The organism is Calothrix anomala FACHB-343 (assembly GCF_014696435.1).
GTDB classification, from domain to species: Bacteria; Cyanobacteriota; Cyanobacteriia; order Cyanobacteriales; family Nostocaceae; genus Aulosira; species Aulosira anomala_A.
On sequence record NZ_JACJQG010000099.1, the window covers coordinates 1 to 20140 of the forward strand.

Sequence of the window (20140 nt, forward strand, 5' to 3'; positions counted from 1 at the left end):
AGAGGTTTCAATTTGGGAATGCGATCGCAATCTTAATCAGGTTTGTGTAGATTGGCGTTTTCGTACAGAAGATGCAAGAGTTAAGCTTTCAAAGATTTATCCAACCCAGCAAAATTAATGGGACAGACCACTAGTCAAGAACTTTCATCTCTTCCTTTGCGCCTTTGCGTCTTTGCGTGAGGAAAAAAATAACTAAGAAGACACGCCTACCAATTCCTTCTCACTCTCCAATCCCTCATTTCTCACCCAAACTTCGTCCAACCCACCACTAACTAAATAGTGCTGCTGATGAACATCCATCTCTGGAAAATCCAGATGCTTATGCATACCGCGAGTTTCTTTGCGTTCTAGGGCACTACTATACATCCATCGCGCCGTAGCCACCATTGCAGCAGCCTCCCGCAACTGAATAATATTCCGCCCATCGCCAGCTTGACTGCCACGAATTTCTTGCCAAAGATGATTTAACCTTTGCAACGATACAGTTAAACCTTCTTGTTTGCGGAACAAATTGCGATCGTAAGGGAAAACTTCTGCCTGAGTAGCTTTAATCACCTCTTCCGCCTTAATTTGCTGTTGACTACCACTAATCAATCCAGCTTCGCCAACAGCTTGTACAGGGCGCTGTCTTGTCCAGTCTCCCAAATTTTGAGCATATTCCGCCGCCGATTTACCCGCCCAACAACCAGAAGATATTGCCCATGCTGCATTGTGACTACCACCACCAGTAAAGCCACCACAAATTAATTCTCTGGTAGCCGCATCCCCAGCTGCATAAAGTCCACGAACTGATGCAGCGCAGGTAGAATCAACAATTCTAATTCCACCTGTACCCCGAACTGTTCCTTCTAAACGCAAAGTTACGGGGAAGCGGTGGTTAAAAGGATCGATACCGGCGCGATCAAAAGGTAAGAAGAAATTCGGCTGTGCTTTACGCATGTGTACCTGCATTTCTTCATTCGCCTTATCTAAGATGGCATACACAGGTTGAGTCAACAGCGTTTGGGCAATTACTGAACGCCCTCTTTGGGAACCTGCACCAGGGATTGGGGTGCCATCTTCGTATGTGAAAGTTGCCCAATTGTAAAACAGGGTTTTGGTAACCGAGGAAAAGGCGGGAGAGATGCCATAAGCATTAGAAAATTCCATCCCTGACATCTCTGCACCCGCTTCTGCTGCCATGAGGTATCCATCCCCAGTCAGGACATTGCAACCTAAGGCTTTACTCAAGAAAGCACAACCACCTGTTGCAATGATTACTGCACCAGCACGTACAACCCATTGTTTTCCAGTCTGGCGGTTAGTTCCTGTCGCCCCAGCTACGGCACCTTCTGCGTCTACTAGTAATTGCAAGGCGGGGCTATTGTCTAAAATTGTGACCCCCACCCGCTTGATTTGTTTTCGCATCAGGCGCATATATTCCGGCCCTTGGAGACTGCGCCGATAAGGTTTTCCCTCTTCATCCACAGGAAAAGGATAACCCCATTCGGCTAATAGGTTGACGTTGGTATATGTCTGATCAAGTACCCGATCCATCCAGGTACGATTGGCTAAAAATCCCCCCAAGGCTTCCCGACTGGCTTTTGCAGTTTCTCTCGCTTCTGCATCTGGCGGTACATACCACACGCCATTACCCGATGCTGCTGCACAACCACTCGTACCGCAGTAGCCCTTATCAACTAAAACCACCTTCGCGCCAGCAGATGCCGCACTCCAAGCAGCCCAAGTACCAGCCGGGCCGCCACCAATGACTAAAACATCTGTTTGTAAGTTGTGGTCAACATCAATATTAGATGTAGTAGATGAACTTTGCGATCGCCAATGGGGACTACTCATTGAATTCCTCGCCTCAATAATTAAACTTATGGACTACTTACTGAACTACAAAAAACTTTGATAATCGCCCATCAATAGACTCATTGCTAACTGCAAATATGGTCTATTGATACAGTTAAGCGATACTTATTTTTGCAACACTGGCATTTACAATACCATAAAATACGGTTACTCGGTCAAGTTACAGTATTAATTATTAATTAAAGCCTTGCATAATTTTTTATAAAAATCAAGAGGAGTTTTTATTAAAAGCGAAATTTTCTATCAAAAACTGGCGTTTTGAGAAATTAATACTCAAAATAAACGCTTGAAACAGCGTTTTTTAGCAAATATATGGCTTTTATAGTGTTTTTTCTGATTGCTAAAAATAATAAATATAAAATTAAATTTATAAATTTTGTTATAAATTTTTATAAAAATGTACTTGTACTTAGCACTTAAGTGCTTTCCTTTATCAGACGGGAAACACTCAAGTGCTGACTACAAGTTTTTCGCTCAATTATGGTGCTGGATTAGGATAACGAGTATGAACTGCGTCTAACTCTGCTAAAATCTCTGGGTTAAGAACTACATTTACACTATCGATGTTTTCTTGTAGTTGTTGTAAGGTTGTAGCACCAATAATTGTGCTGCTGACAAACCAGCGACTCCGCACAAAGGCTAAAGCTAATTGAGCAGGTGTTAAATTATGTTTTTTGGCAATTTCCGCATAAGCTGCGACAGCTTCATTCACATTTTGTTTGAGATAACGTTGTCCAAAACCAGGAAATAGACTCAAGCGGGTATTTTCTGGGTTGTTACCATCGAGATACTTTCCACTTAACAAACCAAATCCTAATGGACTGTAGGCGAGTAAACCAACATTTGTGTAATGAGAAACTTCTGCTAAAGCGGAATCAAACACGCGATTGAGCAAATTATAAGCATTTTGAATGGAAACAACTTTCGGTAAGCCTAATTTTTTCGCAACATGAACAAACTTAGTTACACCCCAAGGAGTTTCGTTACTCACACCAATATGGCGGACTTTACCTGCTTTAATTACATCTGCAAAGGCGGCTAATTGCTCAGAAAATGGTACAGTTTCACGTTCTAACTCCGGTTTATACTCAGTTTGACCGAAAGTTGGAACATAGCGATCGGGCCAATGAATTTGGTACAAATCTATATAATCTGTTTGCAATCGCCTTAAACTATCATCTACAGCTTGCTGAATATTCTTACTATCAATTTTGATATTTCCATCGCGCAGCCATTTAAATGGACGACCAGGCCCAGCAATTTTTGTCGCCACAATCACTTTATCTCGCTGCTGTTTTCGCAACCATTCGCCAATATAAGCTTCTGTTTTTCCTTGGGTTTCACCACGTGGTGGAACTGGGTACATTTCCGCCGCATCAATAAAGTTGACTCCTTGCGCTACGGCATAGTCTAACTGTTGATGAGCTTCTTCAATAGTATTTTGATGCCCGTAAGTCATGGTTCCTAAACAAATTTCCGAAACCCTTAAGTCGCTGTCGCCGAGTTGGTTGTACTTCATAGTTATAGAACTAATTCTCTTAGTTACTTGGGCAAATCTGCAAGTAATAAAACGCCAAATCTAAATAAAATACAAAAAAACCACCGATTTAGCGTAGTTAATATCTAGGATACGTATATTACCAGACATTAATCTTAGTCACAAGCTTATTTATTATTTTGATAAAAATATATTGTGTGTAGCCAAAAATACTATATCCCTACAGTTTTTCTGGAATACTGGTATCTAGTAAAATAAAAGTACTAAATTTCGACCGAATTAGCGGAGTATATATAAATAAGGTACTTCAGTCCTTGTTAAACGTTACTTTTCTCTTAGCTAATTTTTTGACTTTAAGAGAAAAAATAAAGTTTTGTTGCAGAAATTCCCAATAAAAATCTGGAGCCTGAATACAGATTCGAGCGCAATCTTAAAACTTTGATTGCATCGCCGGAGAGAATTTCAAGAAATTTACCAATGCTGATGTCATCTGACTGATGCCAAGAAAATTGTAGAAGATTTGTCCTAGACCGAAATTGCGTGTTCTATCAAAATGAAAAAGATTTTTGGAAATTCATTGCTAGCTTTACCAACGTTTCTAGTGCTGTTTTTATTAGCAGACAGCGCAAGAGTTTTTGCCCAAGATGTACCTGTACAGACATCACAACCTACAGACAAGAATGTAGTTGAGGCTAATTTAACAACCCCAGCCAAGACAGATTCCTTGAGTCCTGTAGCACAAGTTCCAGTTGTACAACCTACTGTCTCAACACCCAATGACGATTTAGGACAAGTCACCTCTGTCTCTCAACTATCGGATGTTCAGCCTACAGATTGGGCCTTCCAGGCGCTACAGTCTTTAGTTGAACGCTATGGTGTAATTGCTGGATATCCTGACGGGACATTTAAAGGTAATCGCGCCCTAACAAGATATGAATTTGCTGCTGGTTTAAATGCAGCCCTTGACCGCCTTAACGAATTGATTGCAAGTAGCACAGCTGACTTAGTTAAGCGCGAAGACTTAGATACTCTACGAAAGCTGCAAGAACAATTTGCAGCTGAACTTGCAACTTTACGAGGACGAGTAGACTCTCTTGAAGCCCGTTCCGCCAAGTTAGAAGCTACGCAATTTTCTACAACTACTAAACTCCAAGGTTTAGCACAATTCTTTATCGCCGATAGTTTTGGTAATCGCGTTGGAACTAATAGAGATGGTACCAATGCTTTTTTAGGCTATCGTGCCACACTCGCCCTACAAACTAGCTTTACTGGCAAAGACCAGCTGACAACTAGTTTAACAGCATCCAACTTTGTAGCTTTCGGCGGTGCAACTGTTGTTGGTGGTACGCCACTAACGGGAACCAACCAAACCCGGTTTAATACAGAAAGAATGAATTTTTACGCTGACAATAGTGTTTATCTTGATAGATTGTTCTATCGCTTCCCATTCGGTAAAAACACTACCGTCTGGATAGGTGCGAGGGCGCTACAACCGGTAACTTTTGCCCCTACTCTCAATCCTTTAGTTGGTAACGCCCAAACTGGTACTCTCTCACGCTTTGGACTCTTTAACCCTGTAATTTATCGACCTGGTTTTGACGGCGCGGGTTTAGCTTTTGCTCATAAATTTAGCAATCAACTCCAATTCAACGCCGGTTACATCGTCGATGATGCTTTAGGTAGTAATCCTGCGGGAAACGCCACGAATACAGGAGGATTATTTGGTAATGCTTATGAAGCACTAGCACAGTTAACCTTCTCACCTAGTCGCAGTCTAGATGTTAGTTTCGCCTACGCCCGCAAATACTTCCCCACTCCCGTATCTCCCGGCCCCGTTGGTTCAGCAACTGTCGCCCCTGGTTCTGGCTATAACATCACTGGTGGTACAGGAACTGCTAACGCTAGTCGTCCTTTTGGTTTAGCGCCCACTTCATCAGATAACTTTGGCTTGCAAGTTAACTGGAAAGCTAGTAGCGCATTCCATATAGGTGGGTGGTTTGGATATACCCAAGCCCATCAAGAAGGTACTAGCAATGATGCGACTATTATTAATGCAGCCTTGACTCTGGCGCTTCCAGATTTGGGTAAAAAAGGTAATTTAGCTGGGTTTGTCTTTGGGATACCACCAAAAGTTACAAGTAATGATGTAGCTACTCGTAGAGACAATGATACGTCTTTTCATATAGAAGGTTTTTACACCTATAGGTTTAGTGACAACATTAGCGTTACGCCAACATTGTTTGTCATTACTAACCCAGAAGCCAACTCCAACAACGATTCGATTTGGGTAGGTGCTGTCCGTACTACCTTTACTTTCTAAGGGAACTCCAAAAAATAAATTATGCCAAATTGTAGGGGCGGGGTTACCCCGCCCCTACGAGTTGTGGGTTTGGTAAGTTAATTATTGGAATATTTTTTTATTTGGAAGTCCCTAAGAGAAGAGTGTTTGCGGCACATTAATCTATGTTTAGAGGGCATGGCAATGCCATGCCCCTACAATCTCTGGCGTTCTTTCTTTCAAATTGGGATGAATCTGTGACTTTTTTTGTCAAAAAATCTTGATGTAATTACCTGCAAATTTTCATCAATTTGGCACATTCCAGTCCTTTTACCTCTTACATCCTACAGGATTTGCAGTTTTACAGTTTTATTTTACCTAGTTCATAAAACACGGTAAGTTGATAGACTTATTGTATAATGCAAATCTCAGATAGGTAAATTCTGGTAATGAGTTTAATTTTTCAACGCTTGATAGCAGCATTGAAGAGATTTAGGGTTTCTCACTTTGCGCATCAAAACAGGTTCTTATCAGTTCTACCTCTTCCTATTGCTGGGGCTTTCATTACTGGATTATGTCTCAGTTTATTATTTACAGCTTGCACAGCCAATAATCCCAGCAATAATACTGCTAATTCTCCTAATTCTGCCAATCAAACCAAAGCATCAGTAGTCAAATTCGGCTATCAAAAATCCGCTATTTTGCTCAAGAGTAAAGGCGTTTTAGAAAAGCGGTTACAACCTCAAGGTGTCTCTGTTGAGTGGATTGAATTTCCCGCCGGGCCGCAGCTTTTAGAAGCGATGAATGTTAGTAGTATTGACTTTGGACATACGGGAGAATCACCACCAATTTTTGCTCAAGCTGCGGGGGCTTCATTAACTTATATTGCAGGAATTGCACCTAGTCCTGCTGGTCAAGCTATTCTCGTTCCGCCAGATTCTCCGATTAAAACCCCAACTGACTTGAAAGGTAAAAAAATTGCCTTTCAAAAAGGCTCTAGCGCCCATTATATGCTGTTGCAAGTGCTAGAAAAATTTGGCTTGAAATATAGCGATATTCAACCCATTTATCTACCACCAGCCGATGCACGCGCTGCCTTAGTTAAAGGTAGTTTAGATGCTTGGGTAATTTGGGACCCGTTTTATGCAGCAGCCCAGAAGGCCATCAATGCTCGTGTTTTAATTGATGGCACAGAAATTAACAAACAAGGAGGATATTACTTAGCAAGTCGTAAATTTGCTACTGAAAATCCCGAAACAATTAAGGCCATTTTAGAAGAAATTAAAACCTTAGAAGATTGGTCTGATAAACATCGAGATGAGGTAGCTGCTACACTTTCGCCAGTGTTAGGTATTGATTTAGAAACATTGCAAAAAGCTACACAAAGGCGCAAATTTGGCATTGTCCCCATTGATAGTAATTTGATTGCCATACAACAGCAAGTTGCTGACAAATTCTATGAATTGAAATTGATTCCTAAACAGATTGATGTCAAGGAAGCAATGCTTTCACCAGAACAATATGCAGCTTTTTCGCCCAAAATATAGGTTTGGGTTATAGATAGAGAAATCCTCTTCAGATCCCTGGCTTCTTAAAGAAGTTGGGGATCTAAATTTCTATGAATTACTTTTGCAAATAGATATCAAGACTACTTGATTTTAACTGTTATTTATGAGAAATTTTGAATAATTAAATACGGTAAATCTATAGAATTACAGTAGTTAAAAGGTTTAGGAAAAACTTGTTAGCTGTCAGAATGCGATCGCACTTTTCATTACTAGATAACGACAGCCAAAGTTACCTTCCAGTAGTAGCACCTCAGATTTTATCCCCGATTCAGTTGAAACAGCTCGTATTCAGGACTGAAGTTCTGAATACAAGCTTTTTATTTGATTATTTGCCAGTGGAGACATCTCATGACTGTAGATCCCAATTCTCATCAAAATTCCCAACAGGATGCTTTAGTTCCTAGTGAAACACCAAAAGTTAAGCAACCCCGGCGCTTTTTAGGTGGTGCTAGCAGACGCTCTTTTCTGGGGCGTGTTGGCTTGTTTACAACTAGTAGCGTGGTGGCTGGAGTTTTAGGTTCATCTATCACAAACAACAAAGAAGAAAACATTGTTCAAGCTGCAGAACCGAGAGGAAAATCCGACCATAACAACTTACGTGAGAAAGCTTTTCAAGTTCGGACAACAGCCGCCAAGAATAATCGCGAAATTCCGATTCCTCCCCATCCTACCAATGGCGATGAGGCGAAATATGCCAACAAAATTGCTACAGATACAAGGGGATTACCTCACAATCAGTTGGGTGAAGTGGATCTCAAAGCTTATCAATCTTTTATTAATGCCCTTAACTCTGGCGACCCCAACGAGTATGAAAAGATTATTTTGGGTGGTAAACGCAAGCTGGTTCAACCACTCACACCATTAGCAATTAGCTTAAGTGGGGTCAATACTTGCCAATTAGCTATTCCCATACCTCCCACCCTAGATAGTGCAGAACAAGCGGCGGAATTCATCGAATTAGCTTGGCAACATCTTTTACAAGATGTACCTTTTAGCGAGTATCGTAACGATACAAATAACTCTTTGATTTTGGCAGCTGTGCAAGAGTTAAATCAGTTGTCAGGATTTAAAGGGCCGAAAAAGAATGGCAAAGTCACACCAGAACTGCTATTTAGAGGTACAGCAATTTATGCTGATGCTTCTGGTAAAGCGAGTTCTTACACCTTACCAGGGGTAGAAGTCGGCCCTTATGTTTCGCAGTTTTTACTGCGTCCTGTACCTGCGGGAACCCTTAATTATGCTCAACTTAACCGTGTACCCTCAGCTATTCCCGAAAACACTTTCCAAACTAATTATGATGAATGGTTGCTAGTACAAAATGGTGGTGAGTCTGGGAGAACGATTCAGTTTGATTCTACCCGCCGCTACTTTATTAATGGACGCGACCAAGCAGAAATTGCTCACACACCACCACCTGTCTATGGAAATGCGGCTTTAATTCTCGTTGCTAAACCAGTTAAAGATAATCTTCTCGGTGGTGGTGTAGGCGCACCTTACAATCCCAGTAATCCTTACAACAAATCAAAGACTCAAGTAGGTGGTTCGGGGACATTTGGCCCTGGATATTCTCAATCTATATGTTCTTGGGTAGGGCCACATGCAATTAGAGCCGCTTACTGGCAGAAATATTATGTTCACCGTCGTTTGAGAGCAGAGGCTTATGGTGGATTGGTTCACAATAATCAGGTGAAGAAAACCAACTATCCAATTCACGCTGATGTGTTGAAGTCAGAAGCCATCGATCGCATTTTCAGCAAATATAAATCCTATTTGCTACCCCAAGCTTATCCTGAAGGCTCACCATTCCATTCCTCTTATCCTGGGGGTGCTTCGGTATCGGCTGGTGCTAGCGTGACGATTTTGAAGGCGCTATTTGATGAAAATTATGTGATTCCCAACCCGGTGATACCCGATCCGCAAGATCCAACCAAATTGATTGCCTATGAAGGGCCACCGTTGACTGTGGGCGGGGAATTGAATAAATTGGCGGCGAATATTGGCTTAGGGCGCAATGCTGGTGGTATTCACTGGCGCACAGATGCGGCTGCATCATTGGCGTTGGGGGAAGCGATCGCAATTGGTATTCTCAGAGATGAGAAACTCACCTTCCGCGAACAATTTGAAGGTTTCACATTCACCAAATTTGATGGCACAAAGGTCACTATTTAATCTCAAAATTGGTGACTAACTTAAAAAATAGGGGCTAGGGCGTGTTTGCAAACTACTCGTCTAGCCTTCTAAATTTCTCGATCCCCCTAAGTCCCCCTTAAAAAGGGGGACTTTGAGAGTCTTTTCGCCCCCCTTAAAAAGGGGGGTAGGGGGGATCGATCAATCCTGCGCCCCTACCTCTTGTAACCTCTTCCTCTGCTCGCTACTATGCAGCATTTTTGTGCTTTAACACTACTTAAAATATTGAAGAATCCCACGCCTTGAAAGCGTGGGATTTTTTTCTGTATGGACAAAACAGTTAACCGTTAACAGTCAACCGCCAACAAAATCTTTTTCTCTAACCCCTACATTAAACCCGCGTAAATTATGGGGAATTTAAGTATATTATTCTCCCCTTAAGAAGGAGGATTTTTATAAAAACTGAGAGAGAACAAGCGAAATTTTAATAAATCACTGGTTTTATGTTACAGTTTGTAAACTTTTTTGGAAAAAATGTGATCGTGATTTCCTTTTTACGCCTGTTTTTGTATTCATTAACACGTTTTTTTAGATAAAACTCTAATCTTTCAGGAAAATATGAATATTGAATGCAATTTTTAAAGCAAAATAATAAATACATTTTGTTTTGTTAAGATATATTTAGATAATACCATTTTTCTTATAAACGCTTACTGGGCAAGAGATTGGCTAGATAAAAATTCAGCACTAATATCCTTTTAATCAAATAATTCAAATAATTAAACAAAAATATTTTAGTAGATGAATAATTTATTATACTTATTAGAATAATCATTATACATTTCTTAATAAAAAAGAGATGCGAAGCATTATAAAAATAATTTGTAAGGGGTTGGAGGAAAACCAAGTAAGCAAATCCTCTGATTTTCTGAGCTTGTATTGCTTAATTTTTATGCTTGAAAAGCTTACAGAAAATTATGAGAGTCTACTCGGTAATTCCACTCAGAGTTATGTCCCAATCAAATGAGAGTTTGTAGTTTTGAGACATAACAATCTGTAGTAAAAACCAAAAGCTAAAATCTTTATATTTGAGCTTGAACCCTCATCAATAATTCTCAATTAATCAAAGTTTAGGAGATTCTAACTATGGTGCAAGATGCATTTTCTAAGGTTGTATCCCAAGCTGACGCTAGAGGCGAATACCTCAGCGATGGTCAGTTAGATGCTTTAATCGCTTTAGTTAAAGAAGGTAACAAGCGGGTTGATATCGTTAACCGCATTTCTAGCAATGCATCTTCCATAGTTGCTAACGCAGCTCGTTCATTGTTTGCTGAACAGCCTCAACTAATTGCTCCTGGTGGAAATGCTTACACCAACCGTCGTGCGGCTGCTTGTGTACGGGATTTGGAAATTATCCTGCGTTATGTTACCTATGCGATTTTTGCAGGTGATACTAGCGTTCTTGACGATCGCGCATTGAATGGTTTACGGGAAACCTATCTAGCACTTGGTACTCCTGGCGCTTCCGTTGCAGTTGGTATTCAAAAACTCAAAGAAGCTTCCATCGCTATTGCTAACGATCCCAACGGTATTACCCGTGGTGATTGCAGCAATTTGATTGCAGAAGTCTCTTCTTATTTTGATCGCGCAGCAGCAGCAGTTGCCTAAACATCAAAACATATTCTATTAGACCTCTTGCAGAGAAGCAAAATTGAATAAAAAATCAATTTTTGCAAGAAGTCTATTAAAGCAATTTTTTGTAAAAGCAATTAGGAGAAAATACTTCAATGACTAAAACACCCTTAACCGAAGCAGTTGCATCTGCAGATTCTCAAGGTCGTTTTTTGGGTAGCACCGAAATTCAAGTTGCATTTGGTCGTTTCCGCCAAGCATCTGTTAGCTTAGAAGCTGCAAAAGCAATATCTAAAAAAGCTCCTAGCCTAGCTGAAGCTGCAGCTAATGCTGTGTACCAAAAATTCCCCTACACCACCACCACATCTGGCCCTAACTACGCCTCTACCCAAACTGGTAAAGACAAGTGCGTGCGTGATATCGGCTACTACCTGCGGATTGTTACCTACGCTTTAGTAGTGGGTGGTACAGGCCCTATCGATGATTATTTGATTGGTGGTTTGGCTGAAATCAACCGTACTTTTGAATTATCTCCTAGCTGGTACATTGAAGCTCTCAAATACATCAAAGCTAATCACGGTGTAACCGGCGATCCTGGTGTTGAAGCTAACTCTTACATTGATTACATCATCAATGCTCTGAGCTAATAGAGCTAACCAATCGGTTCCTAAAAGCTTTTCAGTTTTGTGTAACACGGGTGAGAAAATAATTTGGTAATAGTATTATGCAGATCGATATTATTACCCGATGAATTTTGGCAGTAGGTAGCTCTGTTTCACAAAAACTGATATCAAGTTTGCAGCGCTAAAACGTTGCAAATTGCAAAAGCGTCAAGCATTTGTGTAGTAAGTTGAGAATTTTATCAACACTGAATTCATTCTGTGTTAGCTGTCAATTGCAATTGATGCCAATACTTATGATTTTTGGGTAGATAAACTCTCATCTTATTACGCAAGGCTTTTTCTTAGTTAGTGAAAAAGATTTATTAACAGGTTTGTAGTCAGGATTTTAGTCCTGGATTTTAAAGTACAAAAGTACTCGCTACTAGATTGACCATTTTTAGCTGTAACTTAAGAAATTTTTACCAAGTTTAACGGGTTAGAAAATAAGGAACAGATAAGATTATGGCACCGTTAACAGAAGCCAGCCGATTAGGAGTTCGCCCTTTTGCAGATAGTGAAAAGGCGGAATTGCGCTTTGTAAAAACAGCAGAAGAAGTGCAGTCAATTATTTGGGCTGCATATCGCCAAGTTTTAGGTAACGAGCATCTGTTTGCTAGCGATCGCCTAATTAGTGCAGAATCGCTATTGCAACAGGCGCAAATTTCTGTGCGAGATTTTGTCAGAGCGATCGCGCAATCGGAACTGTATCGTCAAAAATTCTTTTATTCCAACTCACAGGTGCGCTTTATTGAGCTAAATTACAAGCATTTGCTTGGTCGTGCGCCCTACGATGAGTCAGAAATTGCTTACCATGTTGATATCTACAATTCCCAAGGTTACGAAGCCGAAATCAATTCTTACATCGATTCGGTAGAGTATCAACAAAACTTTGGGGATGCAATAGTTCCTTACTATCGCGGCTTTCAAACCACAGTCGGACAAAAAACGGCTGGTTTTGTGCGTTTCTTCCAGTTGTATCGCGGCTATGCAAACAGCGATCGCGCTCAAAACAAATCCAAAGGACAATTAACCTGGGATCTAGCCAAGAATTTAGTATCCCCCATCTATCCTGCTGATTCTGGTTCGCTTACTGGTGTCTCAACAGGAAATCGTGGCGGTAACACCTATCGAATTCGGGTTTTACAAGCGGCTTCCACCAACTCACCCCGCATTCGCCAAAGTATTACCGAAGTAGTTGTACCATTCGATCAGTTGTCAAATCGCTTGCAACAACTCAATCGCCAAGGGCGCAAGGTGATCGGTATTGCGCTTTCATAAATTATGGGCATAGGGCATGGGGCATGGGGCATAGGGCTAGAGTCATGAGTTATTTATCCCTCTGCACGGTTAGTAAGCGTAGCCAAACCATTGCCCTGTGCCTTTTTTGATCAAAACTGTTCGCTAAGGAGATATTTTAGATGGCTATTACAACAGCAGCATCCAGACTCGGAACTTCTGCATTTAGTGATGCTGCTCCTCTTGAATTACGTTCTAATGCTAGTAAGGCAGAGATTGCACTGGTAATTAATGCGATTTACCGCCAGCTTTTAGGTAACGATTATTTACTGCAATCTGAACGTTTGACAGGTTTAGAATCTCTGCTGACTAACAGAAATATTACCGTTCAAGAATTTGTTAGACAGTTAGCTAAATCCGAACTGTACAAATCAAAGTTCTTTGCCAATAACTTTCACAGTCGGGTGACAGAACTCAATTACAAACATCTATTAGGACGCGCTCCTTATGATGAATCTGAAATAGCCTATCATTTGGATTTATATCAAAGCAAAGGCTACGAAGCTGATATTGATTCTTATATAGATTCAGTAGAGTATCAGACTAATTTTGGGGACAATATTGTGCCCTATTATCGCGGATTCAGCAATCAATTAGGACAGAAAACTGTCGGCTTTACCCGCATTTTTCAACTTTATCGCGGTTATGCCACAAGCGATCGCTCTCAAATTCCTGGTGCTTCCTCTCGTTTAGCTAGCGAATTAGCCAGAAATAGCGCCTCCACAGTCATAGCACCTGCTGGTAGTAACAATGGCTTTGCTTATCGTTCCTCTGTCAGAGGACAAACCCCCAGCACCACATTTCAAGGTTCGCAAGCCTATGGTGCAGGAAGGCTATTCCGCGTTGAAGTTGCAGGTATCTCTCAACCCGGTTATCCCAAAGTTCGCCGCATCAACAAAGCAGTAGTTATTCCCTACGAAGAACTATCTAACTATTTTCAACAAGTGCAACGTCGTAACGGCAAAATCGCCAGCGTTACACCTCTCTAGGGACTAGGGGCTAGAGGCTAGGGGCTAGAAAAGAGGGATTAGAGTAAACATTGACAAATTTCCAATGCCCAATGCCCCATGCCCCATGCCCAATAACAAATTCTTCTTAATTGATAGGACATCAACATGGTTTATCCAAGTCGGAGTTTTCAAGTTGAAGTTTCGGGATTGCATCAAAATGATGTCACAAATCAAAACAATTACCCGATACGTTCTAGTGCTAGTATATTGATTACAGTACCCTTTAGTCGGTTTAATGAAGAACTTCAACGCATTAATCGCTTAGGGGGGACAATAGTCAATATTCAACCTTTAAATCTGGAAATAGGTGAAAACTAAAGCCTTCAATCTGATTTTTGCTTAAACTAAAGATTAGCCCGCACTGTATCCTGAAAAGGTTAGTGTGGGCTAATTTTTGATTTTATAGAGTAGATTACAGATGAAACTACTGTGTAAAAGGCGATCGCAAATCAGTCAAATAAGTCATGAAGCAGAGTTAATTACATAAATTATTTCCCTATTTCCTATTTTTCAGGCTAAATTCTCACAACTGACACTTGTACAGACGGTTCTTGCGTCTCTAACAACTAACAACTAACTATTGACATTGAGTAACTTATGCCGAATTTTACCGAGTTGCTTCATCATCGTTATGGTGCTAGCCCAGTTAATGCAGATCTACCTGAAAATGATTTCATCAGTTCGCTGTTATCTCACCGTTCAATTCGGGCTTATTTACCGGATGCTTTACCCTCAGGAACTTTAGAAACCTTAGTAGCCGCAGCACAATCAGCTTCTACATCCTCCAATCTCCAAACATGGAGTGTGGTAGCAGTAGAAGATCCCAGTCGTAAGGAAAAACTATCACAACTGGCTAATAATCAAGCCCATATTCGCCAATCTCCCTTATTTCTCGTCTGGTTGGCAGATTTAGCCAGATTGTCGCATTTAGCCGAAAGTCGTGGATTACCCCATGAAGGCTTAGATTATCTGGAAATGTTCCTGATGGCGGCGATTGACGCAGCCTTAGCCGCACAAAATGCTGTGGTAGCTGCTGAATCTTTGGGGTTGGGAACAGTGTATATTGGTGCGTTGCGTAATAAACCAGAGGAAGTAGCTGAGGTTTTAGGGTTACCAAAACAGGTATTTGCTGTATTTGGTTTGTGTGTAGGTTATAGCGATCGCGCTGTGGAAACAGCCATTAAACCACGCTTACCCCAAACGACGGTTTTACATCGCGAAACCTACAAACCAGCATCAGAAGAAGATATTGCTGTTTATAACCAAGCAATGCAAGCTTTTTATGAGTCACAGAAAATGAATATTCCCGGTGATTGGACAGAACATTCTGCTAAACGGGTGGCTTTTGCGCAGTCTATTTCCGGACGCGATCGCTTGCGGGAAGCTTTGAATAATTTAGGGTTTGAACTACGTTAATTTTATTGACTCATACCAATTCAATATGAAGATGCATAATAATCTAGCTTGCAACGGCAGGCTTTGTAAGCATAGCCCCAGGCTTCCAGCCTGAGGGCGTTAATATGCAGCCTCACATAGAATTGTTATCAATCTATTAGCATTGATTTCCCTACTTTCAACACTTAGAAAGTGGGGTTATTTTTTTGATGTAACTATTGTCAAATAAAACTTTTTATTTTTACAGAAAATCTTAACTTTTGCCGTGAGTTCTGACTCAAAACTTTAGTTAATCACGCCGTGCAACCGCTCGTATCACCAGATATTTTATTCTCTCAAGCCAAAATTAATGATGCGATCGCCTAATTTATTCACCTTAGCTAAATTGTGTATCAAACAACACAATTTTTCAGTTTTTTTTATAAAAATCTACTTGCCTTTTTGCTCCACCTATGTGAGACTACTAGAAATATACTCCTAAAACTTGACCAATATACCGGAGTTTTGGTGAGGAATTATCAAAAATTAGACAATTACCTGGGTATCTATCCTCATGTAAGAGTCTTCTAGAAATAGTTTTGCGATTACCTAAGCTTAAGGGAGGAAAAGTAATGTCAAGCCAAAAATATTGTTGTAGAGCTATTTATTGACATTCTGTTAGCTATTTCCCCTAAGTAACTGGTTTTTATGACTTTATGAATCATATAAAAAATACAGTCATGACAAACCATGCAGGTATATCTTAGCTCGTATTTTTTGACTAAAAGGCTTATATAGCCATATAGACACAGTTAACCAAGCCTAATGATGAGAGAGTAAAAATAGGAGATTTTTAGCATGACCTATGAAGCGCGGGGGATGCATTTAAAACTACAAGGATTGAGCAAATCCTTTGGGACAAAGACAGTTTTGCAGGATATTGATTTAGAGATTCAGCCTGGAGAATTTGTCGCTATAGTTGGGCGTAGCGGTTGCGGTAAGAGTACAATGCTACGACTAATTGCTGGACTAGATGCACCTACCGGCGGCGGAGTATTCTTAAACGATCAACATTCCCACCATCGGATTAACCCAGATATCCGCATGATGTTCCAAGATGCGCGTTTACTACCTTGGCAAAAAGTACTAGCAAATGTGGAATTAGGTTTATTAGGTGCTAACTCAAAAGTTTTAGCAAAGCAAACTGCTTTACATGTCTTGCGATCTGTGGGATTAGAAGATAGGGCGCAGGAATGGCCTTCTGTTTTATCTGGGGGACAACGCCAAAGAGTAGCCTTAGCTAGAGCCTTAGCCAGTAGCCCAAAATTACTATTGCTAGATGAACCTCTAGGTGCGTTAGATGCACTCACACGGATTGAGATGCAACAATTACTAGAACAATTATGGCAAGATCAGGGCTTTACTTCTTTACTAATTACCCATGATGTAGAAGAAGCCGTAGTTTTAGCAGACCGAGTATTACTGATTGAAAACGGTCAAATTAGTCTAGACTTAGAGATTAATTTACCTCGCCCAAGAGTGAGAGGGGATGTAGCTCTAGCACAAACAGTAGAGAAAATTTTACAACGAGTCATGGGTCAACCAGAACGCGAAGATGCATTACAACAATCACTATCTTTTACATCAACTACAGTGTAGAGAAACTGTTGAATTTAGGCTGATACCCTTCAGTTAGCGTCAAAAACTTTAAACAGCGTAGGTTGGGTTGAACAAAGTGAAACCCAACAAATCGCTGAAAATGTTGAGTTACCCTACGGGAAGCCGCTCCGCGTCTACGGTTCTCAACCCAACCTACATTTATGCTTAACTGAACTTTATTGGAATTGACCCTCATGAATTGAACCTGAATTTAATTGTCAGTACACATATCTGAGTCACTTTGCCTCGACTAAAGAAGCGTTGCATATATCACGACTATTAGTCAAATAATGCGGCGCTTCCCTTTCCTAAAATTTACCTATTTAAGTAGATTTAGCTATTGATGTTATGTAGTAGCTTTTATCTAGCTTAAGCAAATCTAAATGAAGGCAATCAAGGTATAAAAAAGTGTATAAAAATTGTATTTTAGCTTTAAATAAATGTTAAATATTTTGTTTTAAATGGTTCGTTAACTTCAACACACATGGCATAAGGGAGGAGAAATGTTTATCTTTTTAAGATAAATATTTTCCTTCCCCCCATTTCCTAAAATTTTCTCTGATTTTTCCAGTAAATAATTATTTCATTATTACCAAATATCTAAATTCTGTTTGGTAAACACAATTTTCCTCCACAGTAGCCCTCTCATGAATCTCTTTTAAGGTGGTTCATTCCACCTTAATTCCTTAAAAAAGATATTTAATGTTATTTATTAGCTTGTTTCATTGATACACATCAAATTTTTAATAACAAAAAATATTGTAAAAACAGAATAAAAAATTATAAAATTTTGCAGCTATTTTAATCATAAAAATTTAAATTTTCTCAACAACAACAAATGACCAATGACTATTGACTATTGACTATTGACCAAATTTAAACCCTTTCTATTGCATTGTGCTGAAGCTTAACAACATCATATGAAATTAGCATTCCAGATAAAAACAATTGTAAATACCCGCAGTCCTTAGCTGGGGGTATTTCATCTTGTCTAATTGTGTCAATTTTTTCAATTTTTAAGGCAGAGGAGAGCCAATTAATGCAAACAATGAAAGAAAAATTAGCATTTTGGAAACGCGGACAAATTACTCGCAGATCGGCTTTATTTGCTCTTGGTTACAGCTTAGTGTTATCAACAACACTATTTAGTTGCAGTACGCCAGATAAAAGCAGCCAAAAACCAGCAGATTCATCTGCTTCTAATAGTAACAACAATACAACCACTAACGCTGCCAATACATCTACCACTAATAGCGGGAAAGTAGTGAGAATTGTTCGTTCTAAACAGCTTACAGCCCTAGCTGTTTTAGAAAAACAAGGAAAATTAGAAAAGAGATTAGCTGACCTTGGTTACAAGCTAGAATGGCCTGAATTTGCCGCAGGGCCGCAACAATTAGAAGCATTAAATGCCAATGGTTTGGATATTGCTTCTACAGCCGAATCGCCTCCTGTATTTGCTCAAGCTGCTGGCACACCTTTAGTATATTTAGCGGCTAATTCTTCTGATGGTAAAGCAGTTTCGCTGTTAGTACCTACTAACTCTACTGTTAAAAGTGTTAAAGACTTAAAAGGTAAAAAAGTAGGCTTTCAAAAAGCATCTATTGGGCATTATCTGTTAGTTAGAGCTTTAGAAAAGGAAGGACTAAAACTATCTGATGTTGAGTCTGTATTTCTACCTCCTCCAGATGCGAATGTAGCATTTAACCAAGGTAAAATTGATGCTTGGTTTATTTGGGAACCATTTGTGACCAGAAATGTGCAAAATAAAGTTGGTCGTGTGCTGATAGATGGCGGTAATGGTTTGCGAGATACGAATAACTTTCTCTCTACAACTCGCAAATTCTATGAACAAAATCCCGAAGTCATTAAAGTCGTTTTAGACGAACTACAAAAAGCCCAAATTTGGTCTAAACAAAATCCCAAAGAAATCGCAGAATTACTGGCACCAGTAACGCAACTGGATGTACCAACTTTAGAAGCAATGCATGATAAATATGATTTTTCTTTGGTACCAATTACCGAACAAATCATTACTAAGCAACAAGAAGTAGCTGATAAATGGTATTCTCTGGGGCTGATACCGAAAAAAGTCAATGTCAGAGATGGGTTTTTAAAACCTGAAGAATATACCAAAATTACACCCCAAGATGTATTAGCCAAGCAGTAGCATAGCTGACTACTGTAAAGACGCGATTTATCGCGTCTCTAACAAATGCACAGACGCGATTTATCGCGTCTCTTGATCAAAGAAGAACACTATGCCAACACTGACGTTAACAGAAGTTAAAATTACGCCCTTAGATGCACCTCTAGGCGCGATTGTGACAGGATTAGATGCGAGTCAAGCTATCGCACCAGAAATTATTTTGCAGCTAAAACAAGCATTACGCGATCGCCATATTCTCATCTTCAAAAATCAACAACTGACTGATGAGCAATTTTTGAACTTTTCGTTCTACTTTGGCGCTCTCTTTGTACCACCACAAGAGATCCCTGTGTTAGCTTCCGAAACAGGAACTACACCAGTAATTATCCCTGTGTCGAACGTCGATGGCGGTTATACAGGTACAGGTGAGTTAGCTTTCCATTCCGATCACCATTGGACTCCCTACCCTTCTAGCGGTTCTCTACTCTATGCGTTAGAAGTTCCATCTCAAGGTGGCGAAACTTCTTGGCTAAATCTAAATTTGGCTTATGAAACCTTAGATGAGTCTACTAAACGGCGAATAGCAGATTTACAGCTGATTACTTACAATCCATTTTTGCGAGACAAAAATGCACCTCGTTCCAATTATCGTCTAGATAAAAGTATTCCCTTAGTTAGTCCAGTTTTTCCTCACCCTCTGGTATGCACCCATCCAGAAAGCGGGAAAAAGATTTTGTATCTCGATTACGCGACAGAAGTAGAAGTAGTTGGTTTAGAACCGCAAGAAGGAGCAGAATTAATTGCTCAATTGCGCGAACATCTCAATCAACCCCAATTTTATTATCAACACAAATGGTCTGTAGGTGACATTGTTTACTGGGATAATCAAGCTACATTACACCACAGAACACCATTTGACCCCAATGAAAGACGGGTATTAAAGCGTGTAAGTTTAGCCGGAAGTCGCCCGTTTTAATAATTAATATTGTGGCTTTATAGCCACAGTATATGTAGGGTGAAAATTTCTCATTCA

The 20140-nt window shown here is 40.1% G+C and carries 14 protein-coding genes; 12 read left to right on the forward strand and 2 right to left on the reverse strand.

The annotated features are described in order from the left end of the window. Window positions 1–192: 192 nt before the first annotated feature. Window positions 193–1836, reverse strand: coding sequence for an FAD-dependent oxidoreductase (locus H6G08_RS34130; protein ID WP_190551311.1), 1644 nt, complete (start codon window positions 1834–1836; stop codon window positions 193–195). Between the two features lie 499 nt (window positions 1837–2335). Further along, window positions 2336–3376, reverse strand: coding sequence for an NADP(H)-dependent aldo-keto reductase (locus tag H6G08_RS34135; protein WP_190551313.1), 1041 nt, complete (start codon window positions 3374–3376; stop codon window positions 2336–2338). Between the two features lie 532 nt (window positions 3377–3908). On the opposite strand from H6G08_RS34135, the gene H6G08_RS34140 reads away from it, so the two are divergent. From H6G08_RS34140 to H6G08_RS34195, 12 genes are all read left to right on the forward strand, one after another. Further along, the gene (locus H6G08_RS34140) at window positions 3909–5675 is read left to right on the forward strand and encodes an iron uptake porin (RefSeq protein ID WP_190551315.1); all 1767 of its coding nucleotides are present in this window, start codon (window positions 3909–3911) and stop codon (window positions 5673–5675) included. Window positions 5676–6082: 407 nt separating this feature from the next. After that, window positions 6083–7180 carry a sulfonate ABC transporter substrate-binding protein gene (locus tag H6G08_RS34145; protein ID WP_190551317.1) on the forward strand — a complete coding sequence of 366 codons (1098 nt, stop codon included), beginning with the start codon at window positions 6083–6085 and terminating at the stop codon, window positions 7178–7180. A 369-nt stretch (window positions 7181–7549) separates the two neighbouring features. After that, window positions 7550–9370: a vanadium-dependent haloperoxidase gene (locus H6G08_RS34150; RefSeq protein WP_190551319.1), complete on the forward strand. Its 1821-nt coding sequence runs from the start codon at window positions 7550–7552 to the stop codon at window positions 9368–9370. Between the two features lie 1104 nt (window positions 9371–10474). Further along, complete coding sequence (gene cpcB / locus H6G08_RS34155) at window positions 10475–10996, forward strand: C-phycocyanin subunit beta (RefSeq protein WP_199322848.1); 522 nt, start codon at window positions 10475–10477, stop codon at window positions 10994–10996. A gap of 119 nt (window positions 10997–11115) precedes the next feature. Then, window positions 11116–11607, forward strand: coding sequence for a C-phycocyanin subunit alpha (gene cpcA / locus H6G08_RS34160; RefSeq protein WP_190551321.1), 492 nt, complete (start codon window positions 11116–11118; stop codon window positions 11605–11607). Window positions 11608–12084: 477 nt separating this feature from the next. Further along, entirely contained in the window at window positions 12085–12900 is an 816-nt protein-coding gene (locus tag H6G08_RS34165; protein ID WP_190551323.1) for a phycobilisome rod-core linker polypeptide, read from the forward strand. Window positions 12901–13040: 140 nt separating this feature from the next. Beyond that, the gene (locus tag H6G08_RS34170; protein ID WP_190551325.1) at window positions 13041–13907 is read left to right on the forward strand and encodes a phycobilisome linker polypeptide; all 867 of its coding nucleotides are present in this window, start codon (window positions 13041–13043) and stop codon (window positions 13905–13907) included. Between the two features lie 126 nt (window positions 13908–14033). Next, window positions 14034–14246 carry a rod-capping linker protein CpcD gene (cpcD, locus tag H6G08_RS34175; RefSeq protein WP_190551327.1) on the forward strand — a complete coding sequence of 71 codons (213 nt, stop codon included), beginning with the start codon at window positions 14034–14036 and terminating at the stop codon, window positions 14244–14246. Between the two features lie 279 nt (window positions 14247–14525). After that, a complete protein-coding gene (locus H6G08_RS34180; protein ID WP_190551329.1) occupies window positions 14526–15344 on the forward strand; it encodes an NADPH-dependent oxidoreductase in 819 nt (272 codons plus the stop codon). 816 nt (window positions 15345–16160) lie between these two features. Next, window positions 16161–16961, forward strand: coding sequence for an ATP-binding cassette domain-containing protein (locus H6G08_RS34185; protein WP_190551331.1), 801 nt, complete (start codon window positions 16161–16163; stop codon window positions 16959–16961). Window positions 16962–18000: 1039 nt separating this feature from the next. Further along, on the forward strand, window positions 18001–19128 hold the full coding sequence (locus H6G08_RS34190; RefSeq protein WP_190551333.1) for an aliphatic sulfonate ABC transporter substrate-binding protein: 1128 nt from the start codon (window positions 18001–18003) through the stop codon (window positions 19126–19128). Window positions 19129–19219: 91 nt separating this feature from the next. Next, the gene (locus tag H6G08_RS34195; RefSeq protein ID WP_190551335.1) at window positions 19220–20083 is read left to right on the forward strand and encodes a TauD/TfdA dioxygenase family protein; all 864 of its coding nucleotides are present in this window, start codon (window positions 19220–19222) and stop codon (window positions 20081–20083) included. Window positions 20084–20140 lie beyond the last annotated feature (57 nt).